Origin of the sequence: Allobosea sp. (assembly GCF_051860145.1) — a bacterium.
Lineage (GTDB): Bacteria > Pseudomonadota > Alphaproteobacteria > Rhizobiales > Beijerinckiaceae > Allobosea.
The window spans coordinates 29,494-54,627 of the sequence record NZ_JBHYEM010000024.1; the positions used below are offsets into that span (position 1 = coordinate 29,494).

Sequence of the window (25,134 nt, forward strand, 5' to 3'; positions counted from 1 at the left end):
CGCTATTCCTGCGGGAGGAACTTGAGATAGGGCTCGGCCTCGACCAGCGCCCTGGCATAGGACGGGCGCTGCATCAGCCGGGCGCGATAGGCTACGACATTCGGAAAATCCTCACCGAGCGGCGCCACCTTGTCGGCATAGAAGAGCGAGGGCGCGGCGGCGCAATCGGCCAGGCTGAAATCGTCGCCGAGCGCCCAGGTCCGGCCGGCGATCTCGCGCTCCAGCACGGCATAGGCGGCGCGCAGCTGCTCCCGCGCCTGCGAGACGCCGAAAGGGTCGCGCTGAGCCTCGGGCCGAAGCCGGTCGAACACCACCTTCTGCATCGGCGTCATCACATGGAAGTCGAAGAAGCGGTCGCGCCTGCGGGCTTCGAGCGCCCGGTCGGGATCGGCCGGCACGAGCGGCTGCCCGCCCTGCCTGAAGCGGTCGAGATATTCGATGATGACGCTCGATTCCAGGACGACGCGGTCCGCCTCGCCGTCGCGCAGGGCCGGGAAGCGGCCGAGCGGCGAGATCTTGAGGAAGGCCTCGCGCTCCGCCGCATCGCCCAGGTTCACGATCTGCGGCTCGAAGGCGATGCCGTGCTCGTAAAGCGCGATCAGGGCCTTGTGGCAATAGCTCGAAAGCGGGTGGAAATAGAGGGTGAAGCGCATCGTTATGCTCCTGTCGGACAGGCATCGACCGGGTAGAGACTACTCCAAACCAATTTCATATTGCAACTGGTTTTATTCTGGCAAAGGCGCGACCACGCGGCGCGTTGCCTCCGCCCGGCCCGGCCGGCTATGAATACCGGCACGCTTCCTCTGCCGCGTGCTCCAGATCCTGTCCGAGCCCAAGCAGCCGAGGCTTCACATCATGCGCATCGAGAACGATCCCAAGCTCGATTTCCGGGATGTCCTGATCCGGCCCAAACGCTCGACGCTGGGCAGCCGCGCCCATGTCGACGTCAACCGGACCTTCCGCTTCGCCCATACCGGCCAGGACTGGACCGGCTTCCCGCTGATCGCCGCCAATATGGACGTGGTCGGCACCATGGCGATGGCGCGCGCGCTGCTGAAGCACGGCGCCATGGTGGCGCTGCACAAGCATTACGACGCGGATGCCCTGATCGCCTTCTTCAAGGAACCCGAATCCGCCAACGCCTTCTACTCGCTCGGCACCACCAAGGCCGACCACGACAAGCTCAGCCAAGTCCATGCCAAGGCGCCGATCGGCAAGATCTGCCTCGATGTGGCGAACGGCTATACCGAGAAATTCGTCGACACGGTCAAGGCGACGCGCGACGCCTTTCCGCATGCCGCGATCATGGCCGGCAACGTGGTGACCGGCGACATGACCGAGGCGCTGCTGCTGGCAGGCGCCGACATCGTCAAGGTCGGAATCGGGCCGGGCTCGGTCTGCACCACCCGCAAGATGACCGGCGTCGGCTATCCGCAGCTCTCGGCGATCATCGAATGCGCCGATGCCGCCCATGGCCTGAAGGGCCTGGTCTGCGGCGATGGCGGCCTGACCGTGCCCGGCGACGTCGCCAAGGCCTACGGCGCCGGCGCCGATTTCGTCATGATGGGCGGCATGCTCGCCGGCCATGACGAATGCGAGGGCGGGCTGCGCTACGAGGAGCGCGACGGCGAGAACGTGCCGGTGGCGATGACCTTCTACGGCATGTCCTCGGAAACCGCGATGAAGCGCTATTCGGGCGGCGTCGCCAAATACCGCGCCTCGGAGGGCAAGACCGTCGAGGTGCCTTATCGCGGCCCGGTCGAGGGCACGATGCAGGAACTGATGGGCGGGGTGCGCTCGGCGATGACCTATATCGGCGCCGTGCGGCTGAAGGAGGTGCCCAAGCGCACCACCTTCATCATGGTCGGCAGCCAGCTCAACACGGTGTTCGGGAACTGAGCAGGCGATGATGTCTCGGAACCATGCCGCGTCATCCCGGGCAAGCGAAGCGCAGAGCCGGGATCCATCGTAAGGCTTCGGTGTTCCGGGATGGATCCTGGAGCAGCGCGGCTTCGCCGCTTGTCCGGGATGACGCGAAGCGGAGCGTCCGTGCAGACGAAGGCGCGACGGGCCGTCAGGCCGATGGCGGCTGGTCCTCTTCGCTTATCCGGCCGTCGACGAGATGGATGCGCCGCCCGATCCGTGCCGCCATGTCCATGTCATGCGTCACGGCGATCACCGTCTTGCCGCGCTCGCGCACCAATGCGTCGAGGATGGCGAAGACCTGCTGCGAGCTCTTGCTGTCGAGGCTGCCGGTCGGCTCGTCGGCGAGAACGAGTGGCGGGTCGTTGGCCAGCGCGCGGGCGACGGCGACGCGCTGGCGCTGGCCGCCCGAAAGCTGGTCGGGCCGCTTGTCGAGATGGCCGGCGAGGCCGAGCGCCTCGAGCAGCCCGGTCGAGCGCTCGCGCATCGCCGCGGTGCCGAGCCGGCCGAGCCGGCGCATCGGGATCTCGACATTCTCGCGCACCGTGAACTCGGGCAGCAGGAAGTGGAACTGGAAGACGAAGCCGAGCGTGGCTAGGCGGATTTCGGCCCGCTCGCGCTCGCTCAGCCCGTCGGTGTCGCGGCCCGCGATGCTCAGTGTGCCGCCGGTCGGCCGGTCGAGCAGGCCGAGCAGGTAGAGCAGCGAGGATTTGCCGGAGCCGGAGGGGCCGGTGATGGCGACGAATTCGCGCTCGGAGATGGTCAGCGTGATGTCGCGCACCAGCGTCACCGGCACGGCGGCGGGCAGCACGCGCGTCAGCCCCGCGGCCTCGATCAGCGCGCTCATGTCGCCCCTCGGATGATCTCGACAGGGTTCAGCCGCGCCGCCTGGCGGGCCGGGAGATAGCCGGCGATCCCGGCGGAGACGAGAGCGAAGCCGGCGGCGATCAGATAGTGCCAGATGCTCCAGGCCAAGGGCAGGCGCGTGATCTCCTGCGCGACGGCGGCGCCGGACAGCTCAAAACGCACCAGCGACATCGCGAAGCACAGGCCGAAACCGACCGCCCAGCCGATCAGCGAGCCGCCGGCGCCGAGCGCCAGGCCCTCGAGCAGGAACAGGCGACGCATGTCGGCCTCCGTGAAGCCGAGCGACTTCAGGATGGCGATGTCGCGCGCCTTCTCATGCGTGATGGTCGAGATGATGTTGAAGATGCCGAAACCCGCGACGAGCAGGATGGCGCCGACGACGGTGTACATGATGACATTGCGGATCACCATCGCCTCGAGCAGCGACTCGTTCGCCTCCTGCCAGGCCATGGCCTTGTAGCCGATCTGCGCCTCGGCCCGGCGCGCCACCTGCGGCGCAGCGGCGGGATCGTCGAGCTTCAGGCGGATCTCGTTGATCGCGTTCGGCCGCTCGCTGAGGATCTGCGCGTTCTTGAGCAGGACATAGCCCTCGCCCTCGTCGCGCGCCGTCGTTCCGGTATGGAACAGGCCGACGATCTTGAAGGCGCGGTTCTGGCCGGTGGAGGAGACCACCGTCACGGTGGTGCCGAGCTCGGCACCGAGCCGCTGCGCCAGGCGGTCGCCGACGACGATGTTGTTGCCGCCGGCGATCAGCGAGGTGAAGCTGCCCTGGCGGAAATCGTCGGCGATCGAGGAGACGCGCAGCTCCGCCTGCGGCTCGATGCCGATGATGCTGATGCCGACATCGCGCCCGGCATAGCGCACCACCCCTTGCGTCTTCAGGCTGAGCGCCATCCGGCCCGGAACCCAGGCCCGCAGCATCGCCGTCGCCTCGGTCGGGTTGAGGATGCCGCGCCGGTCCTCCTTCGGCCGCAAGCCGTCGATGCGCAGCGCCGGGAACAGGTCCTCGGACGGCTGCCGGGGCGCCGCCCGGCGCTCGTCGGTGATGTCGACATGCGGCATGGTGTCGACCAGCTTGGCGACGAAATCATCCTCGCCGCCCTGCATCAGCGCCGCCATCGCGATCGAGAAGCCGACGCCGAGCGCGACGCCGAGCACCGCGACCAGGGTCTGCCGGCCGCGCCCCAGGATATGCGTCAGGGCGAGATCGAGAATGAGGCGCATCGCTCAGCCTCCGGCCGCCCTGACACGGGCGCCGTCGGTGAGGCGCTCGGGATAGGGCGCGACGACACGGCCATCCTCGGGCAGCCCCGACAGGATCTCGACCTCGCTCGTGCCGCGAATGCCGATCTTGAGCTCGCGGCGACGGGCGACATCGCCCTCGACGACGAAGACCGCATCGCCCTGGAGCGCGTTCGTCGGCAGGAGCCGCGCATTGCGCGAGACACGGGCGACGATGTTGAGCTCGACCGTCATGCCGATCAGCACCGGGGTCTCGTCCGGCAGCGCCAGATAGACCCGATAGGTCTTGGCGACGGGGTCTCCCTTGGGCGTGATGCTGTCGACCGTGGCTTCGAGCGTGCGGCCGGGAAAGGCATCGGCTTTGACCAGCACCTTCTGGCCGGCCTTGACCTGCGGGATATCCTCTTCGTTGACATCGGCGACGACCCGCAGCGGCCGCGGCTCGCCGATCCAGAACAGCACCGTGCCGGGCTCGGCGATCTCGCCGACCTCGCCATCCTGGCGCAGGACGACGCCGCTCATCGGCGCGCGCAGGACATAGTTCTCCAGCCGCGCCGTCTGCCCGGCGACGAGGGCCGCGCTCTGGCCGACCTCGCTGCGGGCGCGATCCAGCGCCTGCTGGCTCGTGGCGTTGCGCTCGATCAGGACGCTGAGCCGCTCGATCTCGGCGGTGGCGAGCTTCTGGCGGGCCTTGAGCTCGGCGAGCGTGGCCTCGGCCTGGGCGCTGTCGAGCCGGGCGAGCTGTTTGCCGCGCTCGACCTTGGCGCCCTCGCAATCGCAGAGTTCGACGATGCGCTCGCGCAGGAGCGGGGTGACCTTGGCCCAAGTCCGCGGCTCGACGACGCCGGTCGCATAGACGATCTCGGCCGCGTCGCCGCGCTTGGGCGTCACGGTCGCGACCGCGGCCGGCCGGCTGAAGGACCAATAGGCCGCGCCCGCCCCGGCGAGCGCGGCAAGGAAGAGCAAAGTGCGGACGACCTTCAAGGCTGGCCTCCAGAGGATGGCGATCAGGGAGAAGGGCCGATGCGCCAGGTCCCGGGGCGGGATGATTTCCGTTGCATCGGCGCGGCCCGCCACATTAGACTGCGGCAAACCGACCGTCGGTCATTATACAGACCGGCGGTCGGTCGTCAATGGAAACGAGGCGCACCTATGCCGCGCGTGGTGAAACATCCGGAGGATCGCCGGGGCGAATTGCTGGACTGCGCGCAGGCGCTGTTCTTCGAGCGTGGCTATGAAGGCACCACGATCGCCGACATCATCGCGAAGGCCGGCGTCTCGAAAGGCGGCTTCTATCACCATTACGCCTCCAAGGAGGAGCTGCTGGAAGCGCTCGCCGCGCGGCTGGCGCAAGCGGCGGTGGTGCGGGTTCAGGACATTCTGGACGATGACGGGCTCGACGCGCTGACCCGGCTGAACGCCTTCCTGGCGCGCTCACGCCAGATGAAGCTGGAAGACGCGCCAAAACTGCGCGCCGCCTTCGACGTGCTGTTCCGACCCGAGAACATCGTGCTCTATCACCGGGTCAACGCCGCCTCGATCACCGTGATGCTACCGGTGCTCACCCGCATCATCGCCCAGGGCAAGGCGGAAGGAGCCTTCGACGTGCCCGATGCGGAGGCCGCCGCCGAGATCGTGCTGCAGATCGGCGCCAGCACGCATGGCGCGGTGGCGCGCACGATCATGGCCGCGGGGACGCCCGAGGCGGAAGCTGCCATCGAGGCGCTGGACGCCCGCTTCCGCTTCCTCGGCATCGCCGCCGATAGGATCCTCGGATTGCCGGATGGCAGCCTGACCTTCGTCGAGCCCGGCTTTACGCGCGCCGTCATGGCGCCGCGCTAGGTCGCCCGAAACCGCGCGAAGCGTCGTTGGCGGCAGCACGAAAAAGGGGACGCCGGAGACCTGGCGGGATCGTCAGCTTCCGACCCCATCGCGGACTTGAGGCAACATGGCGAAAGTGCAAGATGCCTGCATGAGCATGCACGCCTACCTGCTGTTCGTCGCTTCCTCCGTCGTTCTGGTCCTCGTGCCCGGGCCCGACATGGCGTACATGCTGACTCGGACCGTTGCCCAAGGCCGACGCGCCGGCAGCATGGCCGCCCTCGGCATCAATGTCGGTGCATACGTGCATTTGGCAGCGGCCATCGCCGGCATTTCCGCGTTGCTGCTGGCCTCGACAACTGCCTTCACCATCGTGAAGTGGGCGGGAGCGGCCTATCTTTGCTACCTCGGTGTCCGCGCTCTGATGAGCCGTGAAGCGATCACCAATCTAACGAGCAGTGAAGTGAGCGGGCGAAGCTTAAGAGCGGTCTTCTGGCAAGGCTTCTGGAGCGATGTGCTCAATCCGAAGGTGGCGATCTTCTATGTTGCGCTTCTTCCTCAATTCATCGACACGCAAGCCGGACACCCCACCCTGCAACTCATCCTGCTCGGTGTAACGGGCAATGTGATCGGCATTTGCATCAACCTTGTGCTCGTTGCCGGTGCCGCAGGACTGACGGGCAAACTGCGCCGCAATGAGCGCATCGCACTCTGGCTTCAGCGAGCGATGGGCGTGCTCTTCATCGGCCTGGGAGCTCGGCTCGCGGCACAGAAGGCGTAGATTTGCCGAGTTCCGCTTTCCTCCCATGTGCGACATGGGCTGCGCGGGCGCGATCGACTCCCTCCGCCCAATAAAAAAGCCGGCCTCGGGGCCGGCTTTCCAAGAACGTAGAAGCCCTGCTCAGCCGCGCCCGACATTCCGGCGGTCGCGCCGGCGGTCGGCCGCAGGCTGGTAGGCGATGCGGGCATGGTAGGTGCAGTAGGGCATGCCGGTCGCCGAACGGCCGCCGCAGAAGCGGAATTCCGGGGTGGTCGGATCGCCCATCGGCCAGCGGCACATATATTCGCGCAGATCCATGATGGTGACGCGCTCGGAGAACGGCACCACGACATCCTCCGGCAGGGGCGGCGCCTGCTCGGCCTGGGCTTCCGCCTCGGGAGCGAATTGCGGAGCGAGCGCATTGGCGCCGCGCGTCATGCCGTGCCCGCCGCCATTGCCGGTCATCGGATGGCTGGGCGAACGGGTCGGCGCCTTGCGAGGCCGCGGCGTCGAGGAGGCGGCCGGATTCTTGGCGCGGCCGGAGAGGCCGAGCCGGTGCACCTTGCCGATCACGGCGTTGCGCGTGACGCTGCCGAGCTCGCCCGCGATCTGGCTGGCGCTCAGGCCGTCGCTCCAGAGCTTCTTGAGAAGCTCGACGCGTTCCTCCGTCCATGCTCCGACGTCGTTCATGGCTTCACCTGTCTCATCCAGCCCGCCCCTTGCGGAGCCGGCCTAGGGGCCGATCATTGGCGGAATCCGAGACCGGCAGCGCCCGTCGCAAAACGGAAGCCGTTACACCCGGAACTGACGGTACAGGAGACGCCGCACGAGATGTCGTATCTGACGAGCAAGACCATACAAGATGCCCGGACTCAGCCACAAGAGTCCGCGAATCGGAAAACGGCTTTTCCCCAGGTAAAGCGGCAGGCGGCGTCAAGGTGAATCTTTTCGGCAACGCTGACGCTGCGACAGTTTCCGGCCCGCGGAATTGACAGCGCGGTAGGCGTTCAGCATAGTCGCGAGGTGATGCAGCCGCCCCGCTTGGGCGGCGCTTATGTTTTTGACGGATCGGGGCTTCGCACATGCGGATGACGATGCGACGAGAGGCTAGGGCCTGGCTGCGACGATGATGTCGCCGGCAGGTCGCACGCGCCTGGCATGATGCCAGAAGCGGCGGCCCGCCTCACGCAGATCGATCCAGCCTCCCATCTCGCCCTTTCGTCACGAGGATCGCCTCCCATGACTTCCGCTCCCGTTTCCGCCTCCCCCTCCGTGCTGCTGCCGACCTATGCCCGCGCCCCGATCGCGCTCGAACGCGGCGAAGGCGCCTGGGCGATCGCCACCGACGGCCAGCGCTATCTCGATTTCGGCGCCGGCATCGCGGTCAACTCGCTCGGCCATGCCCATCCGCATCTGGTCAAGGCGCTGACCGAGCAGGCCCAGCGCATCTGGCACACCTCGAACCTCTACAGCATGCCCGAGGGCGAGAGGCTGGCCCGGCGGCTCTGCGAGGCGACCTTCGCGGAGCGGGTGTTCTTCACCAATTCCGGCGCCGAGGCGAACGAGTGCGCGATCAAGATGGCGCGCAAGTACCACGCAGCGAAGGGCCATCCCGAGCGCTTCCGGATCATCACCTTCGAGGGCGCCTTCCATGGCCGCACGCTGGCGACGATCGCGGCCGGCGGGCAGCAGAAATATATCGACGGCTTCGGCCCCAAGGTCGACGGCTTCGACCAGGTGCCCTTCGACGACGAGAAGGCGCTGAAGGCGGCGATCGGACCGGAGACGGCCGCGCTGATGATCGAGCCGATCCAGGGCGAGGGCGGGCTGCGCTCGGTGCCGGCACGCTTCCTCAAGCTGCTGCGCGAGCTCTGCGACGAGCATGGGCTGATGCTGATCTTCGACGAGATCCAGACCGGCGTCGGCCGCAGCGGCAAGTTCTTCTCCTATGAGCATTTCGGCGTCGCCCCCGACATCATGTCGGTCGCCAAGGGCATTGGCGGCGGCTTCCCGATGGGCGCCTGCCTCGCGACCGAGGAAGCGGCCTCGGGCATGACGCTCGGCACGCATGGCACCACCTTCGGCGGCAACCCGCTCGCCATGGCGGTCGGCAATGCGGTGCTCGACGTCGTGCTGAAGCCCGGCTTCATCGAGCATGTCGCGCAAATGAGCCTGCGGCTGCGCCAGTCGCTGGCCCAGCTCAAGGACCAGCATCCCGACATCATCGCCGAGATCCGCGGCGAAGGGCTGATGCTCGGCCTCAAGCTCCACACGCCGAACACCGATTTCGTCACCGAAGCGCGCGCGGCCGGGCTCTTGGTCGTGGCGGCGGGCGACAATGTCGTGCGGCTGCTGCCGCCGCTGATCATCGGCGAGAGCGAGGTCGCCGAGGCCGTCGCCCGGCTCGACAAGGCGGCGCAGGCCGTGGAGGCCACGCTGTCGCGGCCGGCGGCCGAATAGCACCCACCATTTCCAGACATTCCTGCGAAGGAAGCGCCGACCCATGCGCCATTTCCTCGATCTTTCCGATTTCTCCAGCGACCAGCTCAGGGCGATCCTGCGCACCGGCGAGGAGATCAAGGCGCGTCGCCGCACGCCCGCCGCCGCCTCCGACCGCCTGCTCGAGGGCAAGGTCATCGCCATGATCTTCGAGCAGCCCTCGCTGCGCACCCGCGTCTCCTTCGATGTCGGCATCCGCGAGCTCGGCGGCTCGCCGATGATGGTGACCGGACAGGAGATCGAGCTCGGCGAGCGCGAGACCATCGCCGACACCGCCCGCGTGCTGTCGCGCTATGTCGACGCGATCATGATCCGCATGCTCGACCATGATTCCGTGGTCGAGATGGCGAAATACGCCACCGTGCCGGTGATCAACGGCCTGACCAAGCGCCAGCATCCCTGCCAGGTCATGGCCGACGTGATGACCTTCGAGGAGCGCAAGGGGCCGATCGCCGGCAAGCGCATCGCCTGGACCGGCGACACCAACAACGTGCTGACCTCCTGGGTCCATGCCGCCGGCCGGCTCGATTTCGAGCTCGCTATCGCGACGCCGGACGAACTGGCGCCGCCGCCGGAGCTGATCGACTGGGCCCGCAAGCAAGGCGCGAAAGTGAAGCTGACGACGCGGCCGGAGGCCGCCGTCGAGGGCGCCGATTGCGTGATCACCGATTGCTGGGTCTCGATGGGCGACGAGGAGGGCACGCGCCACAACCTGCTGCGGCCCTACCAGGTCGACGACCGCCTGCTCGGCCGCGCCGAGAAGGACGCGATCTTCATGCATTGCCTGCCGGCGTCGCGTGGCGAGGAGGTCACCGACGCGGTCATGGACGGGCCGCAATCGGCGGTGTTCGACGAGGCCGAGAACCGTCTGCATGCGCAGAAGGGCATCCTGGCCTGGTGCTTCGGCGGCGTCGCGGCCTGATGGCCGGGTCCGACATCGCGGCGGAGACGGCAACGCTCGACGACCGCGTCGTGCCGTTCACGGTGCCCGATCTCGACATTCGCGGGCGGGTCGTGCGGCTTGGCGCCTCGATCGACACGGTGCTGGAGCGCCACGGCTATCCGGAGCCGGTCTCGCGCGTGCTCGGCGAGGCGGCGGCCTTGACCGTGCTGCTCGGCACGGCGCTGAAATTCGACGGGCGTTTCCAGCTCCAGACCAAGAGCGACGGACCGATCTCGATGCTGGTCGTCGATTTCAACGCGCCCGACAATTACCGCGCCGTCGCCCATTTCGACGAGTCGCGGCTGGAACAGGCGATCGCGGCCGGCGCGACCACGACCGGCGACTTGCTGGGCGAGGGCCATCTCGGCCTGACCGTCGACCAGGGCTCGCAGGCGACACGCTACCAGGGTGTCGTCGCGCTGGAGCGGCAGAGCCTGGAAGAGGCGGCGCATCAGTATTTCCGGCAGTCGGAGCAGATCCCGAGCCGGGTCCGGCTCGCGGTCGGCAGCGTCGTCAGCGGCGGCGGGCGGCAATGGCGCGCCGGCGGGCTGATCGCGCAGTTCATGCCGCATTCGCCGGAGCGCCTGCGTGCCGCCGATCTCCATCCCGGCGATGCGCCAGAGGGCCACGAAATCCTCGCCGGCGAGCATCCCGACGGCATCAGCGACGACGCCTGGGCCGAAGCGCGCTCGCTCACCGAGACGATCGAGGATCACGAGCTGCTCGATCCGCTGCTCGAGAGCGAGCGGCTGCTCTACCGGCTGTTCCACGAGCGCGGCGCACGCGTCTTCGAGCCGGTCGTGGTGCATGAGGCCTGCCGCTGCTCGCGCGAGCGCGTGCTCGGCATGCTGCGCGGCTTCTCGGCCGAGGACAGGAGCGCCATGGTCGCCGATGACGGCACGCTCGGCGTCACCTGCGAGTTCTGCTCGCGGCGCTATGTCTTCGACCCGGCCGAGGTCGAGGCAGGGTTGACCGCAGGGTAAGGGGCCGGCACTTGCAGGGCCGGCGTCACGTCGGCTCGGTCGAAGCCTTGGGGTCGGCCAAAGCCTTGACGAAATCTATGAACGCTCGCAATGGCGCGGGCACGAGGCGTCGTCCGGGATAGTAGAGGAAGGGGCCCGAGAAGCTCTGCCACCAAGGTTCGAGAACGGGTTCGAGCACGCCGCTGGCCAAATGCAGGCGCAGCCAGTCCTCGAAAAGGTAGATGATGCCGGCCCCGGCAATCGCAGCATCGACAGCAAGATCGATCGCCCCGCCCGCACGCACGATCAACGGCCCGGCAGGATCGACCCGCACTACCTCACCATCGCGTTCGAATTCCCATGGCAGCATCGCTCCGCTGGGGAAGCGGCCGCGCAAGCAGGCGTGGTCCAGTAGCTCGCGAGGATGTTCCGGCCGGCCAGTCCGATCGAGATAGGCTTGCGACGCGGCGGCGGCGAAGCGCTGGATGCGGGGGCCGATCGGCACCGCGATCATGTCCTGTTCCAAGCGATCGTCGTAGCGGATTCCGGCATCGCAGCCGGCAGCGAGCATATCGACGAAACTGTCCTCGGTGACGACCTCCAGCCGGATGTCGGGATAGGCGGCGAGGAACCGCGGAACGATGTCCGGCAGCACGAGCCGCGCCGCACTGACCGGCACATTGAGCCGCAGCGCGCCCGCTGGCTTTTCGCGGAAGCGGTTCACCACGTCGATGGCGGCCTCGACCTCGGTCAGGGCCGGGCCCAGCCGCTCGAGAAGGCCGGCGCCCGCCTCGGTCGGCACGACACTGCGCGTCGTGCGGTTGAGCAGCCTGACACCGAGCTGCGCCTCGAGACGACGGACCGCTTCGCTCAGCCCGGACGCGCTGCCGCCGCTTCCGCGCGCGCCTTCGCGAAAGCCCCCGGCCTGCGCCACGACCACGAGCGCGTTGAGATCACCCAGATCGACCTTCATTGTTCGGATTTCCGTACAAGCTGTGCCGATTGTAACGAATTGTCGCGCGCAAAGGCAGCCCCATCTCAATGGCTTCCTGAAGGGAGACCGATCATGTCCGACATCGACCAAGCCGGCACATTCATCCTTGGCGACCGTGCTGTGAAGCGGCTGGGCTACGGCGCCATGCAACTCGCGGGAGCCGGGGTGTTCGGCCCGCCCAAGGATCGAGATGCGGCTCTGGCGGTGCTGCGCGAGGCCGTGGCGCACGGGGTAAACCATATCGACACCAGCGATTTCTATGGCCCGCACATTACCAACCAGCTGATACGCGAGGCGCTGGCGCCCTATCGCGACGACCTCGTCATCGTCACCAAGATCGGCGCCCGGCGCGGCGAGGACGGCTCATGGCTCCCGGCCTTCTCCGCTGAAGCGTTGACCCAGGCGGTGCATGACAATCTCAATAATCTCGGGCTCGATACGTTGGAGGTGGTCAACCTGCGGATCATGTTCGATACGCATGGCCCCGCCGAAGGCTCGATCGAGGCGCCGCTTGCGGCGCTGGCCGAGCTTCAGCGGCAGGGTCTGCTGCGCCATATCGGGCTCAGCAACGTGACTGCGACGCAGATCGCGGAAGGGCGCCGGATCGCCAAGATCATCTGCGTGCAGAACCAGTACAATCTGGCCCATCGCGCCGACGATGACCTGATCGACGAGCTCGCCAGCGCAGGCATTGCCTATGTGCCGTTCTTTCCGCTCGGCGGTTTCAATCCGTTGCAGTCGGCGACGCTCTCCGAGGCCGCTGCGCGCCTTGGCGCGACGCCCATGCAGGTCGCGCTCGCCTGGTTGTTGCGACGCGCGCCCAACATCCTCCTGATTCCCGGAACCTCGTCTCTCGTCCATCTGCAGGAAAACCTGGCAGCGGCGGCCGTCGCGCTGCCGGAAGACGCGGTCGAGGCGCTGAACACCATCGCGAGCATCGCGTCAGCGTGAAGAGATGCGGCGGGGCGGGCGGCCCACCATGGCAAAGGGAACCGGCCGCTACCCCACCCGGCACTCCTCCATCAGCCGACGCATGAAGGCCTCGCCGGCCGAAAGCTGCTCCAGCGTGATGAACTCGTCGGGCTGATGCGCCTGGTCGATCGAGCCCGGGCCGCAGACGATGGTCGGCAGGCCGGCGCGCTGGAAATGCCCTGCTTCGGTGGCATAGGCGACGGCGATCGTGCTGTTGCGCCCGGCGAGCCGCATGACCAGCGTCTCGGCCTCGGAGCCCGGATCGGGCGCGAGGCCGGGCACGTCCGAGCTCATCACGGTCTCGATCGCCGCCGAGGGCGCTGTGCGGCGCATGCGCGCGAGCACGTCCTGCGAGAGCGCGGCGAAGCGGGCGGGGACTTCCTCCGGGTCGGAGCCCGGCAGCGTGCGCACCTCCCATGACAGGTCGCAGCGATCGGCCAGGATGTTGCGGGCGATGCCGCCATGGAACTTGCCGATATGGACGGTGTCATAAGGCGGGTCGAAGCGGCCGCTCTCCTCGATCCTCGCCTCGCGCTCGTCGGCCATCGCGACGAGCCCGGCCGCCAGCCGCGTGCCGGCATGGACGGCGCTCGCGCCCAGATGCGGTTTCGAGGAATGGGCCGCGACGCCGGTGATCGTCGTGAAGAAGGTGCGGATGCCCTTATGCGCGTCGGCGAGGTCGAGCGAAGTCGGCTCGCCGACGATCACCGCGCGCGGCCGTGGCAAGGTGCGGCCCATCGCGGCGATGCCGTCGACGACGCCGAGGCAAGTGACCTCCTCGTCATAAGAGAAGAACAGGTGGATCGGCGTCTTCAGGTCGGCCGCCAGGAAATCCGGCACCAGGGCCAGCGCCAGCGCGACGAAACCCTTCATGTCGACGGCGCCGCGGCCATAGGCCCGGCCGTCCTCGACATGCAGCGTGAACGGGTCGCGCGACCAGCTCTGGCCCTCGACCGGCACGACATCGGTATGGCCGGAGAGCACGATCCCGCCCTTGTCCTGCGGGCCGATGGTGGCGAAGAGCGCCGTCTTGTCGCCCGCCGCATTGGGGAAGCGCACGGAGGAGACGCCCCAGCCGGCTAGGTAGTCCTCGACGAAGGCGATCAGGTCGAGGTTGGACTTCGCGCTCACCGTGTCGAAGGCGACAAGGCGCGACAGCATCTCGAGCGGCGAGTAGCGCCGCGCGACCGCGGCAGGATCGTTGGTCAATGCAGGACCTTCTTCACATAAGGAGAATCGAGCGGGAACAGCGGCACCTCGACATCGAAGACCACGCCGTCCTCGCCCAGCATGGCGTAATAGCCGCGCATCGAGCCGTCAGGCGTCATCAGCGGGCAGCCCGAGGTATAGCTGAAGCTCTCGCCCGGACGCAGCACCGGCTGCTTGCCGACGACGCCATCGCCACGGACCTCGTGGACCTCGCCCTTGCCATCGGTGATGAACCAGTGGCGCGTCATCAATTGCACCGTCTGCAGCGACAGGTTCACGATCTCGATCGTATAGGCCCAGAAATAGCGGCCCTGCTCATGCGCCGATTCCCGCTCCATGAATTCCGGAGCGGCGGTGACGCGCACGCCATGGGTCAGCGCCTGATACATCTCACGGTCCCGTGCTCGTCCACCGTCCGGCCGGAACTGGCTCCCGGCCGAAGCCTCTGTTATGGGCCGACCGACGACAGCGTCAATCCCGAAGCCTGCCCGAACCGGACCCCGGCCATGTTCGACGGCATCCTGCGCCATCTCATCGACCCGCCGCTCGACGCCACCGGTCGCGCCCTCACCCGGCGCGGCATCAGTGCCGACCAGGCGACGCTCGCCGGCCTCGCCTGCGGGCTCGCCTGCGCCGCGGCGGTCGCTGCTGGGCATGACTGGGCGGCGCTCGGCCTGCTTTGCCTCTCGCGCCTCCTCGACGGGCTCGACGGCGCGCTGGCGCGGGCCTCGGCGCCAACCGATCGCGGCGGCTTCCTCGACATCACCTGCGACTTCATCTTCTACGGCGCGGTGCCGCTCGCCTTCGCGCTGCGCGATCCTGCCGCCAACGCCTTGCCCGTCGCGGTGCTGCTCTTTGCCTTCTACGTCAATGGCGCGAGCTTCCTCGCCTTCGCGGTGATGGCGGCCAAGCGCGGGCTGACGACGACGCGGCGCGGCGCGAAATCGCTCTATTTCACCGCGGGCCTCGCTGAGGGCGCCGAGACGATCGCCTGCTTCGCCGCGATGATGCTGTGGCCGGACTGGTTTCCCGCACTGGCCTATGGCTTTACGGCGTTGACGATGGTGACGGCGGCGAGCCGGATGATTCTCGCGTGGACAACCTTCGCTGAGCGGGATTGAGGCTTTTGTGCCCGCTTGGCCTTTCCGGCCGGCTTCGCTAGAGCAGGATGCGAAAAAGTGGGAACCGGTTTTTCGCATTGATCCTGCTCTAACTTATTGGTGAGAGACGGATTCAGCTTTCAGATGGAACCGCAAAGCGATCCCATCTGAAACCATCCGGCTCTTGCTGTGGCTGAACAGGTCCGACATCGCCATGCAGCCCTTCGCCCCCGGCATCCAGCCCGACAGCCGCATCCGCGCCTTCATCGAGGAGGGCGCGATCAGGCTGGCGCGACCGGCGGCCGAGGGCCAGATCCAGCCGGCGAGCCTCGATCTCCGGCTCGGCGAAAAGGCCTACCGCGTCCGCGCCAGCTTCTTGCCCGGCCCGGGCGCGACCGTCGCCGAGCGGCTGGAGCGCCTCGCCCTGCACGAGATCGACCTGACGCGCGGCGCCGTGCTCGAGACCGGCTGCGTCTATGTCGCCGAGCTGATGGAAGGCCTCGCCCTGCCCAAGGGTCTGCGCGCCGCCGCCAATCCGAAAAGCTCGACCGGACGGCTCGACGTCTTCACCCGCGTCATCACCGACCGAGCCCGCGAGTTCGACCTGGTCGAGGAGGGCTATGACGGGCCGCTCTTCATCGAGATCTCGCCACGCACCTTCCCGGTGCTGGTGCGCTCCGGCTCGCGGCTCTCGCAGATCCGCTTCCGCGCCGGCGAGACACGGCTCGACGACCGGGCGCTCGGCGCGTTGCACGAGCGCGAGACCCTGGTCAGCGCCGCCACCCCCTCCTTCCAGAGCGGCGTCGCCGTCAGCGTCGATCTCTCCGGCTTCGACGGGCTGATCGGCTATCGCGGCAAGCATCACACCGCGCTCGTCGATGTCGACCGCGTCGGAGCCTATCGCGCCGCCGAGTTCTGGGAGCCGATCCCGGCGGACGGCTCGCGCGCGCTGATCCTCGACCCGGACCAGTTCTACATCCTGGCCTCGAAGGAGGCGGTGCATGTGCCGCCGGACTATGCCGCCGAAATGACGCCCTTCGACGCGCTGGTCGGCGAGTTCCGGGTGCATTATGCCGGCTTCTTCGATCCCGGCTTCGGCCACCACGCCGCCGGCGGCCGCGGCGCGCGCGCCGTGCTCGAGGTGCGCTCGCGCGACGTGCCCTTCATCATCGAGGACGGCCAGATCGTCGGCCGGCTGGTCTATGAGACAATGGCGTCGCGGCCGGACGCGCTCTACGGCGCCGGGCTGAAATCGAACTACCAGGGCCAGGCGCTCAAGCTCTCGAAACATTTTTTCGACTAGGGCGCGACCGCGCCGCATCCGGCACGATTGCCGGATGACACCCGCGCCGGAAGCCGCTATGAGAATCCGCCCTTGCCCGCGACCCGCGGTTGCGGCGAGCGGATGCGGGCGTAGTTCAGTGGTAGAACGTCAGCTTCCCAAGCTGAATGTCGTCGGTTCGATCCCGATCGCCCGCTCCAAAAACCCCTTGGCTGCAATATGTTAATGCCCGTTTCCATCAAGCGCTGCTCGTGATCTGGCTTGGCTCGGAACGCAAGCGTGCAGTTTCAATGGGTTAAGCCAGCCGGACGCCGCGCAAAGAGACGGGTCTCCATGACCGCACCGAATGCGGCATCGCGGGCTTGATGGTCGCTTTCCAGCGCAGCGGCTCACATCGATAGGTCGAGCACCTTGCCTTCGAACAGACGGTCGTATGAGCCCTTGATGTGGCGGCGCATGGCGTCGCGCGCGTCTTCCTCCTTGCGGTCGCGAATGGCTGCGAAGATCGCATCATGCTCATCCAGCACGCCAGCCAACCCGCCGGCGGGACCGAGCAGCGACAGCCCGTGCAACTTCATGCCGACATTGATGTGGTCCTTGAGCGCCTGCATCGAAGACAGAAAGAAATAGTTGTTCGCCGCTTCGGCGATGGCCGTATGGAAGGCGTAGTCGGCGTCTTCACGGTGGCCGTGAGCTCGGGTGGTGTCGCGCATGAGCTCAAGCGCGCTGGCGATGGCGGAAAGCGCCGCGGCATTGTGCCGCTTCGCCGCGTAAAAGGCATTGGCTGGCTCGACCTCGAGCCGGAACTCATAACATCGCTGCACGTCGGCGATGGTGCCCACGGGCGCGAAAGCCAGCGCCTTGCCCTTTTCCGCTTCTGCCCCGAGCACGAAGGTGCCGGCGCCCTGGCGCGAGAAGACCAGCCCGTCATCGCGCAGACGGCGCAGCGCCTCGCGGACGACCGGGCGTGACACGCCGTAGAGCGCGGCAAGATCGTGTTCGCCGGGCAAACGTGTGTTCGCCGCATATTCGCCGGAGGCGATCCGCGCCCGCAATTGATGATGCACGCGTTGCACCATGGGGGATGGTGAGGTGCCGGCGCGGTTCCGCGATGCGGTGAGCTGATCCATGGCGTGATGTTTACAAGCAATTACAACTTGGTCAAGTGGCCGCGTGATATCGGGATAATGGAGCCGATCCGCCATAGGTGGGAGTTATTATTACAACATGTTGACATGTGAATTCAGTTGCGCTTCGATAGCCGCAAGGTCCGCAGAGGCCAGCGACAGGAAACGCTCCCGATCCCGCTAAGCCAGCGGGCTCGCTCGCGACGTCGTCCTGCCTCGCTGCCCGGATCGCGAACAGCAGGTGGATGATGGCCGACGTCAGGACGAACCGTTTCAAGCGCGATCTGGGCAAGCGCCAGCAGCTCGGCATCTTCTCGACCTTCGCCAGCCCGGCCTTGACCGAGATGTTCGCGCAGCTCGGCTTCGACTGGCTCCTGCTCGACACCGAGCACAGCCCCAACGAGCCCTCCGAGATCGTGGCGCAATTGCAGGTCATGGCCGCGCTCCCGGCCGAGCCGATCGTCCGTCCGGCCTGGAGCGACATGGTGATGGTGAAGCGCTGGCTCGATTTCGGCGCCCAGACGCTGCTCTTCCCCTATGTCCAGAATGCCGAGGAAGCGGCGCGCGCCGTCAGCTATACGCGCTATCCGCCGCGCGGCGTGCGCGGCGTGTCGGGCTCCTCCCGCGCGGCGGCCTATGGCCTGATCCCGGATTATTTCGCCAAGGTGCAGAAGGAGATCTGCGTCATCGTGCAGATCGAGACCGCCGAGGCGCTGGCGCAGATCGAAGCGATTGCCGGCATCGAGGGCGTCGACGCGGTGTTCATCGGCCCGGCCGATCTCGCGGCCTCGATGGGCCATCTCGGCAACACGCAGGCGCCCGAGGTCCAGGCCGCGATCGACGACGGCTTCAGGCGCCTGAAGGCGATCGGCAAGCCCGCGGGCTACCTGACCAACAACGAAGGCGAAGCCGTTCGCCGTGTCGCGCAGGGCATCGATTTCGTCGGGGTCGCGAACGACACCACCATCGTCGCGCGCGGCGCCCGCTCGCTGCTCTCCGCGGTGAAGGGCGGCTGAAATGACGCTCAGCCCGCAGCGCCTGCGCCTGCTTGCGGACGACCTGACGGGCGCGCTCGACAGCGCAGCCGCGTTTGCTTCGCCGCAGGCGCCGGTCGCGGTCTGCTGGCGCGGTCAGGTGCCGGCGGCAGGTGCGATAGCGCTCGACAGCCGCACGCGCGAAGCCTCGGCCGAAGCTGCGGGCGCTGCCGTCTCGGCCGTGGCGCCCCGCCTTTTCGCACGCGATGCGGGGCTGGCCTTCAAGAAGATCGACAGTCTGCTGCGCGGGCAGGAGGCGGCGGAACTGGCGGCGATACTCGCTGCAGTCGAGCCTGCACATTGCATCATCGCGCCGGCCTTCCCGGCACAGGCGCGCATCACCCGCGGCGGCCGGCAATATGTCCGGGCCGCCGGGGCCGACCGACCGGTGCGGGGCGATCTGGCGGCCGATCTGGCGCGTGCCGGTCAGGCCGTGGCGAAGGCCGGTGCCGGCGAGGCGGTTCCCGGCGGCATCAGCCTGTGGGACGCGGAAAGCGACACCGATCTCGACGCCATCGTCGAGGCGGCGGGACATCTCGACAACGTGCTTTGGGTCGGCAGTGCCGGGCTCGCCGCCGCCCTGGCGCGTGCCGCCGCTGTCGAGCGCTCGCAGGCGATGGCGGCCTTGCCGGGTCCTATGCTCGGGCTCATCGGCTCCGAGCACGACGTGATCCGCGAGCAGCTCGCCAGGCTCGGCGCGCAACATGTCCTGCTCGACGCCGCGGATCGGCGCGCCGACGGCGATCTTACGCGACGCCTTGCGGCGGAGGGCATCGCCTTCGCCAGCATCGATCTGCCCGCGGGAACCTCGCGGCGCGAGGCTGCCGCCATGATCGAGGCCCGCTTCGCCGATCTCCTCGGCCGTCTCAACCGGCCCGGCACGCTGGTCGCCGCGGGCGGCGAGACCTTGCGCGGCCTCTGCGAGGCTCTTTCAGCCGACAGGCTGGACGTCGTCGGTGAGATCGCGCCCGGGGTGCCGCGCTCGATCCTGCGCGGGGGCCGCTGGGACGGCATCACGGTCGTCTCGAAATCCGGGGCCTTCGGCGGTCCCGACCTCCTGAAACAGCTCGTCGCGGGTGGGCCTGCGACCTTGGCCGGAGCGGCAGCATGAAACCTCATCTCGCCATCACGATGGGCGACCCGGCCGGTGTCGGGCCGGAGATCATCGTCAAGGCCTGCCTGAAGCTGAGGGACCGGCTCGCGACTGGCAATTTGCGCCTTCTCGTGATCGGCAGCAACGCCGCGCTGCACGAGGCGCGCCGGATGCTCGGCGCCGACATCGCCATCCCCGAGGTTTCGGATACGGGGGCCTGGCCGAACCTCGCCTGCCTGCAGGCCGGGCCGGAGGGCGAGCCGATCCGCCCCGGCGTGCTCTGCGCCGATGGCGGGCGCTTTGCCTATCTCGCGGTCGAGAAGGGCGTGCGCCTGACCGAGACAGGCCGCATCCAGGGCATCGTCACCGCGCCGCTGAACAAGGAGGCGCTGAACAAGGCCGGCTACAAGTTCGCCGGCCATACCGACATGCTGGCGAGCCTGACCGCCTCGAAAGGCTCGGTGATGATGCTCGCCCACGGCAACATGCGGGTCAGCCACGTCACCACCCATGTCGCGTTGAAGGACGTCCCCGCCAAGCTGACCCCCGAGCGCCTGCGCTATGTCATCGAGCGCACCGACGAGGCGCTGCAGGCGCTCGAGCTCGGCCGGCGCAAGATCGCCATCGCCGCCCTCAACCCCCATGCCGGCGAGGGCGGATTGTTCGGCCGCGAGGATGACGAGGTGTCGGCCCCGACCATCGCGAAAGCGGTGGCGGACGGGTTCGACGTGGTCGGGCCGGTGCCGGGCGACACCGTCTTCGTCAAGCTGCGCGCCGGCCAGTACGACGCCGTGGTCGCGATGTATCACGACCAGGGGCACATCCCGGTCAAGCTGCTCGGCTTCAACATCAATCCCGAGACCGGGACCTGGGATGCGCTGTCGGGCGTCAACATCACGCTGGGGCTGCCGATCGTGCGCGTCTCGGTCGATCACGGCACCGCCTTCGACATTGCGGGCAAGGGCATCGCCAATGAGCTCAGCCTGATCGAGGCCATCGAATACGCCGAGAAGCTCGCTGCCGCTCGCGGCATCACCGCCAGATCCGCAGCGTAAGGAGGCAAGGCCGATGAACATGCACATCCCCAAGCCGCTCGCGGCGAGCCTGGCGACGCCGATCACCATCCAGCGTCCCCACATCATCGAGTTCGGCGCCGGCACGGCCGCGATCGCCGGCCGCTGGGCGGCCGCGCGGGGCCTCACACGCATCCTCGTCGTCGCCGACGCCTTCAATGCGAACCGCATCGACGTGCTGGAGCTGAGCGGCGCCGTCACGGTGTTCGGGACGGTGAAGCCCGAGCCGGACGTGCCCAACCTCGAAGCGGCGCTGGCGCTGGCAAGCGAGGTCAGGCCCGATCTCGTCATCGGCTTCGGCGGCGGCAGCGCCATGGACCTCGCCAAGCTCGTCGCGGTGCTGCCGGGCTCCGGCCAGACGCTGCACGAGGTCGTCGGACCCGAGAAGGTCGCGCGCAAGGGCGCCGCGCTGATGCAGGTGCCGACCACCTCGGGCACCGGTAGCGAGGCCGGCACGCGCGCGCTGATCACCGACCCGGCGACGCAGAACAAGCTCGCCGTGCAGAGCCTGCACATGCTCGCCGACATCGCGATCATCGATCCGGCGCTGACGCTGACGGTGCCGGCCACGGTGACGGCCGCGACGGGCGTCGATGCCATGGCCCATTGCGTCGAAGCCTTCACCAGCAAGAAGGCGCATCCACTGATCGACATGTATGCGCTGGAAGGCGTCATGCTCGTCGGCCGCTTCCTCGGGCGCGCCATCGCCGACGGCTCGGATATCGAGGCGCGCGCGGGCCTCTCACTCGCCTCGCTCTATGGCGGCTTCTGCCTCGGCCCGGTCAACACCGCGGCCGGTCATGCCGTGGCCTACCCGCTCGGCACGCGCCATCACATCGCGCATGGGGCGGCGAACGCGCTGATCTTCCCGCACACGCTCGCCTTCAACGCCCCGGCCGTGCCGGAGAAGACGACGGCGATCCTGGCGGCGCTCGGGGTGCAGGGCGTCTCGCGCGAGCCGGACGTCTTCGCCGCCGCGCATCGCTGGTGCGCCGATCTCGGCTGCGAGATGAAGCTCTCCGCCCTGAACGTGCCGCGCGACGATCTGCCGGCCATGGCGAGCGAGGCGCATGCCATCCGCCGCCTGCTCGACAACAACCCCCGCGACATCAGCCGCGAGCAGATCCTCGCGCTCTATGAGGAGGCCTATTGATGGGCGTTCATCCTTCCGCCATCGAGCCTGCCGGTCTCACCGAGCGCAGCGGCGCCCTGCATCCGCGCGACGGCGATCCCGCCCGCATCGAGGCCTATCTGCCGAGCCCTTGCGTGCAGAACCACGCCGCCAATATCGCCGTGCTCGGCAATGGCGATCTCGCCACCGTCTGGTTCGGTGGCACGCAGGAGGGCATCCCCGACATCTCCGTGTACTTCTCGCGCCTGCCGAAGGGCACCGAGGCTTGGACGACGCCGGAAAAGCTCTCCAACGACCCGGCCCGCTCGGAGCAGAACCCGGTGCTGTTCACCACGCCCAAAGGCGAGCTCTGGCTGATCTGGACGGCGCAGATCTCCGGCAACCAGGACACCTCCCTCGTGCGCAAGCGCGTCTCGCTCGACCACGGCGCGAGCTGGGGGCCGATCGAGACCCTGTTCGACGCGCCGCAGGGGCATGGCCTGTTCGTGCGCCAGCCGCCGGCCGTGCTCGATGACGGCGCCTGGGTGATCCCCGTCTTCCACTGCGTCAGCGTGCCCGGCCAGAAATGGGTCGGGGACCGCGACGTCAGCGCCGTGCGCGTCTCGACCGACGAAGGGCGGACCTGGAGCGAGCACGTCGTGCCGGGCTCGCTCGGCTGCGTGCACATGAACGTCCTCAAGACGGGTGAAGGCCTGCTCGCGCTCTATCGCAGCCGCTGGGCGGACTTCATCTATGCCAGCCGCTCGGCCGATGGTCGAAGCTGGTCGCAGCCCGAGCCGACCGAACTGCCGAACAACAACTCCTCGATCCAGGCCACGGTGCTCTCCGACGGACGGGTCGCGCTGGTCTTCAACGCGTCGAGCCAGCGCGACGCCACCGACCGCCGCCTCGGTCTCTACGACGATATCGAGGATGACGAGCCGGCTGAGGCTGTTGGCGAAGCGCAGATCCCCGTTTTCGAGAAGACCGCTTTCTGGGGTGCCCCGCGCGCTCCGATGACGCTCGCGATCTCTGCCGATGCCGGCAGAACCTGGCCCATCCGCCGCGATCTCGAGACCGGCGACGGCTACTGCATGACCAACAACTCGAAGGACGGGCTGAACCGCGAGTTCTCCTATCCCTCGATCACGCAGACGCCCGACGGCGATCTCCAGATCGCCTTCACCTATTGGCGCCGCGCCATCAAGCACGTCCGCGTCACGCCCGATTGGGCGGCCCGCGGCTAGAGCAGGATGCGAAAAAGTGGGAACCGGTTTTTCGCATCGATCCTGCTCTAACTCTTTGATGAGAGACGGATTCAGACTTCAGTTGGAACCGCTTTGCGATTCCAACTGAAGTCATCCGGCTCTAGGCGACACCAGAAGAACAAAGGACAGGGAGACGCCCATGGCCGCCCTCGCTCAAGTGCATCCTATCTCGGAGGCAAAGGCACAGATGCCGCACGACCTCATCGCGATCAGTGGGCTCGAAAAGACCTATGCAGACGGCTCGGTCCACGCGCTGTCGAATATCGACCTCTCGATCAAGGACGGCGAGTTCGTCTGCGTCGTCGGCCCCTCGGGCTGCGGCAAGTCGACGTTGCTGCGCATCCTTGCCGGCCTCGACGACTATGACAGCGGCGATGCGGCGCTCGACGGCAAGAGTATCACCGGCCCCTCACGCGATGTCGGCGTCGTCTTCCAGGCGGCCAACCTCCTGCCCTGGCTCACCGTGCGCGAGAACGTCGCGCTGCCCTTGCGGGTCGGCGGCAAGCAGGTCGGCCAGGCCGAGGATGTCGACCGGCTGCTCGACGTCACGGGGCTGAAGGATTTCGGCCACCGCTACCCTTACGAGCTCTCGGGCGGCATGCAGCAGCGTGCCGGCATCTGCCGGGCTCTGGTCCGCTCGCCACGCGTGCTCCTGATGGACGAGCCCTTCGGCGCGCTCGACGCGCTCACCCGCGAGCGCATGAATCTCGAACTGCAGCGGATCTGGCAGGCCAGCCGCAAGACCGTGATGCTGATCACGCATTCGATCTCGGAGGCGATCTTCCTCGCCGACCGCGTCGTCGTGATGTCGGCGCGTCCCGGCCGCGTCATCCGCGAGCTGGAGGTGCCGATCCCGCGCCCGCGCTCCAACGACACCATCATCAGCCATCCCGCCTATCCGGCTCTGGCCAAGGAAATCCGGGGACTGCTCAACGCCCAGGGAGACGAGTGATGAGCCAGGCACAGACCATCGTCGCGGATTCCGTCTCGATCGAGAAGGCCGCATCCAAGCCCAAGGTCCCCGCCGGCAAGAAGCAGGAGTCCAGGGGCGTCAACGGCACGCTGGTGACGCTGATCGGCCTCGCCATCCTCTTCACCGGCTGGTCGCTGGCGGTGAAGTATCTGAACGTGCCGACCTATATCCTGCCGGCGCCGTCGGCGGTGTGGAACGCGCTGTGGTCGGGCATCGCTGTCAGCCCGTCGAGCCCGCTGGGCTACTACCTGCCGCTCTGGGGCACGCTGAAGAACGCCGCGCTCGGTCTCGCCATCGGCTCGGGCCTCGGTCTCCTCCTCGGCTCGCTGATGGCCGAGAGCCGGCTGATCGAGAAGCTGATCATGCCCTATGCCTTCGCCTTGCAGTCGTTGCCGAAGGTCGCGATCGCGCCGCTGGTGGTGATCTGGTTCGGCTTCGGCGACGGCTCGAAGATCGCGATCTCGTCGCTGCTCGCCTTCTTCCCGATGCTGATCAACAGCTTCACCGGCCTGCGCGCCGTCGAGCCCGAGCGCGTCGACCTGATGCGCTCGCTCTCGGCTTCGCGCTTCGAGACCTATCGCATCGTCAAGCTGCCCAATGCCGCGCCCTACATCTTCGCCGGGCTCGACATGGCGGTGGTCTACGCGCTGCTCGGCACCATCGTCGCCGAGTTCCTCGGCGCCCAGCAGGGGATGGGCGTGGTGATCACGCAAGCCCAGGCGGTGACGGACGTGGCGGGCGTCTTCGCCGCACTCGTGATCCTCGGCGCGATGGGCATCCTGCTCCACGGCATCGTCCGTGGGCTCGAAGCGCGCATCGTTCACTGGGGCGACCGCGGCCGGAAGTGAAGCCGCGGCGCAAGAAGCAAGAACCGGGAGGGT

The 25,134-nt window shown here is 67.8% G+C and carries 25 protein-coding genes and 1 tRNA gene; 17 read left to right on the plus strand and 9 right to left on the minus strand.

Annotation, left to right across the window (positions count from 1 at the left end; translation table 11 throughout):
- Positions 1–2: 2 nt before the first annotated feature.
- Positions 3–653 carry a glutathione S-transferase family protein gene (locus ACTIF2_RS24445; RefSeq protein ID WP_439499739.1) on the minus strand — a complete coding sequence of 217 codons (651 nt, stop codon included), beginning with the start codon at positions 651–653 and terminating at the stop codon, positions 3–5.
- Between the two features lie 202 nt (positions 654–855).
- Here ACTIF2_RS24445 and ACTIF2_RS24450 point away from each other — a divergent pair, with 202 nt between their 5' ends.
- Positions 856–1,899: a GMP reductase gene (locus ACTIF2_RS24450; protein ID WP_439499740.1), complete on the plus strand. Its 1,044-nt coding sequence runs from the start codon at positions 856–858 to the stop codon at positions 1,897–1,899.
- 175 nt (positions 1,900–2,074) lie between these two features.
- On the opposite strand, the gene ACTIF2_RS24455 is transcribed toward ACTIF2_RS24450, so the two are convergent.
- From ACTIF2_RS24455 to ACTIF2_RS24465, 3 genes are read right to left on the minus strand one after another with little or no spacing between them, the layout of a single operon-like run.
- Positions 2,075–2,770, minus strand: coding sequence for an ABC transporter ATP-binding protein (locus ACTIF2_RS24455; protein ID WP_439499741.1), 696 nt, complete (start codon positions 2,768–2,770; stop codon positions 2,075–2,077).
- Positions 2,767–4,014, minus strand: coding sequence for an ABC transporter permease (locus ACTIF2_RS24460; RefSeq protein WP_439499742.1), 1,248 nt, complete (start codon positions 4,012–4,014; stop codon positions 2,767–2,769). The genes ACTIF2_RS24455 and ACTIF2_RS24460 overlap by 4 nt, the downstream gene beginning before the upstream one ends.
- 3 nt (positions 4,015–4,017) lie before the next feature.
- The gene (locus ACTIF2_RS24465) at positions 4,018–5,016 is read right to left on the minus strand and encodes an efflux RND transporter periplasmic adaptor subunit (protein WP_439499743.1); all 999 of its coding nucleotides are present in this window, start codon (positions 5,014–5,016) and stop codon (positions 4,018–4,020) included.
- Between the two features lie 168 nt (positions 5,017–5,184).
- Here ACTIF2_RS24465 and ACTIF2_RS24470 point away from each other — a divergent pair, with 168 nt between their 5' ends.
- Both ACTIF2_RS24470 and ACTIF2_RS24475 read left to right on the plus strand, forming a co-directional pair.
- Positions 5,185–5,874 (plus strand): TetR/AcrR family transcriptional regulator, encoded by a 690-nt coding sequence (locus ACTIF2_RS24470; protein WP_439499744.1) that lies wholly within the window; start codon positions 5,185–5,187, stop codon positions 5,872–5,874.
- Positions 5,875–6,004: 130 nt separating this feature from the next.
- Positions 6,005–6,634, plus strand: coding sequence for a LysE family translocator (locus ACTIF2_RS24475; RefSeq protein ID WP_439499745.1), 630 nt, complete (start codon positions 6,005–6,007; stop codon positions 6,632–6,634).
- 120 nt (positions 6,635–6,754) lie between these two features.
- Here ACTIF2_RS24475 and ACTIF2_RS24480 read toward each other — a convergent pair whose 3' ends face one another.
- Positions 6,755–7,303 carry a GcrA family cell cycle regulator gene (locus tag ACTIF2_RS24480; protein WP_439499746.1) on the minus strand — a complete coding sequence of 183 codons (549 nt, stop codon included), beginning with the start codon at positions 7,301–7,303 and terminating at the stop codon, positions 6,755–6,757.
- A gap of 549 nt (positions 7,304–7,852) precedes the next feature.
- On the opposite strand from ACTIF2_RS24480, the gene ACTIF2_RS24485 reads away from it, so the two are divergent.
- The 3 genes from ACTIF2_RS24485 to ACTIF2_RS24495 are packed head-to-tail and all read left to right on the plus strand — an operon-like array spanning position 7,853 to position 11,038.
- Positions 7,853–9,073, plus strand: a complete 1,221-nt coding sequence (locus ACTIF2_RS24485; protein WP_439499747.1) for an aspartate aminotransferase family protein — start codon at positions 7,853–7,855, stop codon at positions 9,071–9,073.
- Between the two features lie 43 nt (positions 9,074–9,116).
- Positions 9,117–10,034, plus strand: coding sequence for an ornithine carbamoyltransferase (gene argF, locus ACTIF2_RS24490; protein WP_439499748.1), 918 nt, complete (start codon positions 9,117–9,119; stop codon positions 10,032–10,034).
- Entirely contained in the window at positions 10,034–11,038 is a 1,005-nt protein-coding gene (locus tag ACTIF2_RS24495) for an Hsp33 family molecular chaperone (protein ID WP_439499749.1), read from the plus strand. Before argF ends, ACTIF2_RS24495 begins: the two co-directional genes overlap by 1 nt.
- Before the next feature lie 25 nt (positions 11,039–11,063).
- On the opposite strand, the gene ACTIF2_RS24500 is transcribed toward ACTIF2_RS24495, so the two are convergent.
- Positions 11,064–11,990, minus strand: a complete 927-nt coding sequence (locus ACTIF2_RS24500; RefSeq protein ID WP_439499750.1) for a LysR family transcriptional regulator — start codon at positions 11,988–11,990, stop codon at positions 11,064–11,066.
- A gap of 93 nt (positions 11,991–12,083) precedes the next feature.
- On the opposite strand from ACTIF2_RS24500, the gene ACTIF2_RS24505 reads away from it, so the two are divergent.
- Positions 12,084–12,962, plus strand: coding sequence for an aldo/keto reductase family oxidoreductase (locus ACTIF2_RS24505; RefSeq protein WP_439499751.1), 879 nt, complete (start codon positions 12,084–12,086; stop codon positions 12,960–12,962).
- 48 nt (positions 12,963–13,010) lie between these two features.
- Here the strand turns inward: ACTIF2_RS24505 and argE are convergent, their stop codons facing one another.
- Together argE and apaG are read right to left on the minus strand one after the other, a co-directional pair.
- Positions 13,011–14,192 (minus strand): acetylornithine deacetylase, encoded by a 1,182-nt coding sequence (gene argE, locus ACTIF2_RS24510; RefSeq protein WP_439499752.1) that lies wholly within the window; start codon positions 14,190–14,192, stop codon positions 13,011–13,013.
- Positions 14,189–14,581: a Co2+/Mg2+ efflux protein ApaG gene (gene apaG / locus ACTIF2_RS24515; protein WP_439499753.1), complete on the minus strand. Its 393-nt coding sequence runs from the start codon at positions 14,579–14,581 to the stop codon at positions 14,189–14,191. Before apaG ends, argE begins: the two co-directional genes overlap by 4 nt.
- Before the next feature lie 117 nt (positions 14,582–14,698).
- Here apaG and ACTIF2_RS24520 point away from each other — a divergent pair, with 117 nt between their 5' ends.
- The 3 genes from ACTIF2_RS24520 to ACTIF2_RS24530 all read left to right on the plus strand — a co-directional run bounded on the left by ACTIF2_RS24520 (position 14,699) and on the right by ACTIF2_RS24530 (position 16,774).
- The gene (locus tag ACTIF2_RS24520; RefSeq protein ID WP_439499754.1) at positions 14,699–15,313 is read left to right on the plus strand and encodes a CDP-alcohol phosphatidyltransferase family protein; all 615 of its coding nucleotides are present in this window, start codon (positions 14,699–14,701) and stop codon (positions 15,311–15,313) included.
- 193 nt (positions 15,314–15,506) lie between these two features.
- Positions 15,507–16,595, plus strand: coding sequence for a 2'-deoxycytidine 5'-triphosphate deaminase (locus ACTIF2_RS24525; protein ID WP_439499755.1), 1,089 nt, complete (start codon positions 15,507–15,509; stop codon positions 16,593–16,595).
- 104 nt (positions 16,596–16,699) lie between these two features.
- Positions 16,700–16,774, plus strand: a tRNA-Gly gene (locus ACTIF2_RS24530).
- Positions 16,775–16,963: 189 nt separating this feature from the next.
- On the opposite strand, the gene ACTIF2_RS24535 is transcribed toward ACTIF2_RS24530, so the two are convergent.
- Positions 16,964–17,704, minus strand: coding sequence for a FadR/GntR family transcriptional regulator (locus ACTIF2_RS24535; protein ID WP_439499756.1), 741 nt, complete (start codon positions 17,702–17,704; stop codon positions 16,964–16,966).
- A gap of 245 nt (positions 17,705–17,949) precedes the next feature.
- Between ACTIF2_RS24535 and ACTIF2_RS24540 the strand changes: the two genes are divergently transcribed.
- The 7 genes from ACTIF2_RS24540 (at position 17,950) to ACTIF2_RS24570 (ending at position 25,101) form a co-directional block, all read left to right on the plus strand.
- The gene (locus ACTIF2_RS24540) at positions 17,950–18,717 is read left to right on the plus strand and encodes an HpcH/HpaI aldolase family protein (RefSeq protein ID WP_439499757.1); all 768 of its coding nucleotides are present in this window, start codon (positions 17,950–17,952) and stop codon (positions 18,715–18,717) included.
- 1 nt (position 18,718) lies between these two features.
- Positions 18,719–19,846: a four-carbon acid sugar kinase family protein gene (locus tag ACTIF2_RS24545; RefSeq protein ID WP_439499758.1), complete on the plus strand. Its 1,128-nt coding sequence runs from the start codon at positions 18,719–18,721 to the stop codon at positions 19,844–19,846.
- Positions 19,843–20,883, plus strand: coding sequence for a 4-hydroxythreonine-4-phosphate dehydrogenase PdxA (gene pdxA / locus ACTIF2_RS24550; protein ID WP_439499759.1), 1,041 nt, complete (start codon positions 19,843–19,845; stop codon positions 20,881–20,883). The genes ACTIF2_RS24545 and pdxA overlap by 4 nt, the downstream gene beginning before the upstream one ends.
- A gap of 13 nt (positions 20,884–20,896) precedes the next feature.
- Complete coding sequence (locus ACTIF2_RS24555; protein ID WP_439499760.1) at positions 20,897–22,054, plus strand: iron-containing alcohol dehydrogenase; 1,158 nt, start codon at positions 20,897–20,899, stop codon at positions 22,052–22,054.
- Complete coding sequence (locus tag ACTIF2_RS24560) at positions 22,054–23,259, plus strand: sialidase family protein (RefSeq protein ID WP_439499761.1); 1,206 nt, start codon at positions 22,054–22,056, stop codon at positions 23,257–23,259. Before ACTIF2_RS24555 ends, ACTIF2_RS24560 begins: the two co-directional genes overlap by 1 nt.
- A gap of 208 nt (positions 23,260–23,467) precedes the next feature.
- Positions 23,468–24,232 carry an ABC transporter ATP-binding protein gene (locus ACTIF2_RS24565; RefSeq protein ID WP_439499762.1) on the plus strand — a complete coding sequence of 255 codons (765 nt, stop codon included), beginning with the start codon at positions 23,468–23,470 and terminating at the stop codon, positions 24,230–24,232.
- Entirely contained in the window at positions 24,232–25,101 is an 870-nt protein-coding gene (locus ACTIF2_RS24570) for an ABC transporter permease (RefSeq protein ID WP_439499763.1), read from the plus strand. Before ACTIF2_RS24565 ends, ACTIF2_RS24570 begins: the two co-directional genes overlap by 1 nt.
- Positions 25,102–25,134: the final 33 nt, after the last annotated feature.

Bases quoted from the DNA above. Each gene is read 5' to 3' on its own strand.
- ACTIF2_RS24445 (WP_439499739.1), bottom strand. From the start codon at position 653: ATGCGCTTCACCCTCTATTTCCACCCGCTTTCGAGCTATTGCCACAAG.
- ACTIF2_RS24450 (WP_439499740.1), top strand. From the start codon at position 856: ATGCGCATCGAGAACGATCCCAAGCTCGATTTCCGGGATGTCCTGATC.
- ACTIF2_RS24455 (WP_439499741.1), bottom strand. From the start codon at position 2,770: ATGAGCGCGCTGATCGAGGCCGCGGGGCTGACGCGCGTGCTGCCCGCC.
- ACTIF2_RS24460 (WP_439499742.1), bottom strand. From the start codon at position 4,014: ATGCGCCTCATTCTCGATCTCGCCCTGACGCATATCCTGGGGCGCGGC.
- ACTIF2_RS24470 (WP_439499744.1), top strand. From the start codon at position 5,185: ATGCCGCGCGTGGTGAAACATCCGGAGGATCGCCGGGGCGAATTGCTG.
- ACTIF2_RS24475 (WP_439499745.1), top strand. From the start codon at position 6,005: ATGAGCATGCACGCCTACCTGCTGTTCGTCGCTTCCTCCGTCGTTCTG.
- ACTIF2_RS24480 (WP_439499746.1), bottom strand. From the start codon at position 7,303: ATGAACGACGTCGGAGCATGGACGGAGGAACGCGTCGAGCTTCTCAAG.
- ACTIF2_RS24485 (WP_439499747.1), top strand. From the start codon at position 7,853: ATGACTTCCGCTCCCGTTTCCGCCTCCCCCTCCGTGCTGCTGCCGACC.
- argF (WP_439499748.1), top strand. From the start codon at position 9,117: ATGCGCCATTTCCTCGATCTTTCCGATTTCTCCAGCGACCAGCTCAGG.
- ACTIF2_RS24495 (WP_439499749.1), top strand. From the start codon at position 10,034: ATGGCCGGGTCCGACATCGCGGCGGAGACGGCAACGCTCGACGACCGC.
- ACTIF2_RS24500 (WP_439499750.1), bottom strand. From the start codon at position 11,990: ATGAAGGTCGATCTGGGTGATCTCAACGCGCTCGTGGTCGTGGCGCAG.
- ACTIF2_RS24505 (WP_439499751.1), top strand. From the start codon at position 12,084: ATGTCCGACATCGACCAAGCCGGCACATTCATCCTTGGCGACCGTGCT.
- apaG (WP_439499753.1), bottom strand. From the start codon at position 14,581: ATGTATCAGGCGCTGACCCATGGCGTGCGCGTCACCGCCGCTCCGGAA.
- ACTIF2_RS24520 (WP_439499754.1), top strand. From the start codon at position 14,699: ATGTTCGACGGCATCCTGCGCCATCTCATCGACCCGCCGCTCGACGCC.
- ACTIF2_RS24525 (WP_439499755.1), top strand. From the start codon at position 15,507: ATGCAGCCCTTCGCCCCCGGCATCCAGCCCGACAGCCGCATCCGCGCC.
- ACTIF2_RS24535 (WP_439499756.1), bottom strand. From the start codon at position 17,704: ATGGATCAGCTCACCGCATCGCGGAACCGCGCCGGCACCTCACCATCC.
- ACTIF2_RS24540 (WP_439499757.1), top strand. From the start codon at position 17,950: ATGGCCGACGTCAGGACGAACCGTTTCAAGCGCGATCTGGGCAAGCGC.
- ACTIF2_RS24545 (WP_439499758.1), top strand. From the start codon at position 18,719: ATGACGCTCAGCCCGCAGCGCCTGCGCCTGCTTGCGGACGACCTGACG.
- pdxA (WP_439499759.1), top strand. From the start codon at position 19,843: ATGAAACCTCATCTCGCCATCACGATGGGCGACCCGGCCGGTGTCGGG.
- ACTIF2_RS24555 (WP_439499760.1), top strand. From the start codon at position 20,897: ATGAACATGCACATCCCCAAGCCGCTCGCGGCGAGCCTGGCGACGCCG.
- ACTIF2_RS24560 (WP_439499761.1), top strand. From the start codon at position 22,054: ATGGGCGTTCATCCTTCCGCCATCGAGCCTGCCGGTCTCACCGAGCGC.
- ACTIF2_RS24565 (WP_439499762.1), top strand. From the start codon at position 23,468: ATGCCGCACGACCTCATCGCGATCAGTGGGCTCGAAAAGACCTATGCA.
- ACTIF2_RS24570 (WP_439499763.1), top strand. From the start codon at position 24,232: ATGAGCCAGGCACAGACCATCGTCGCGGATTCCGTCTCGATCGAGAAG.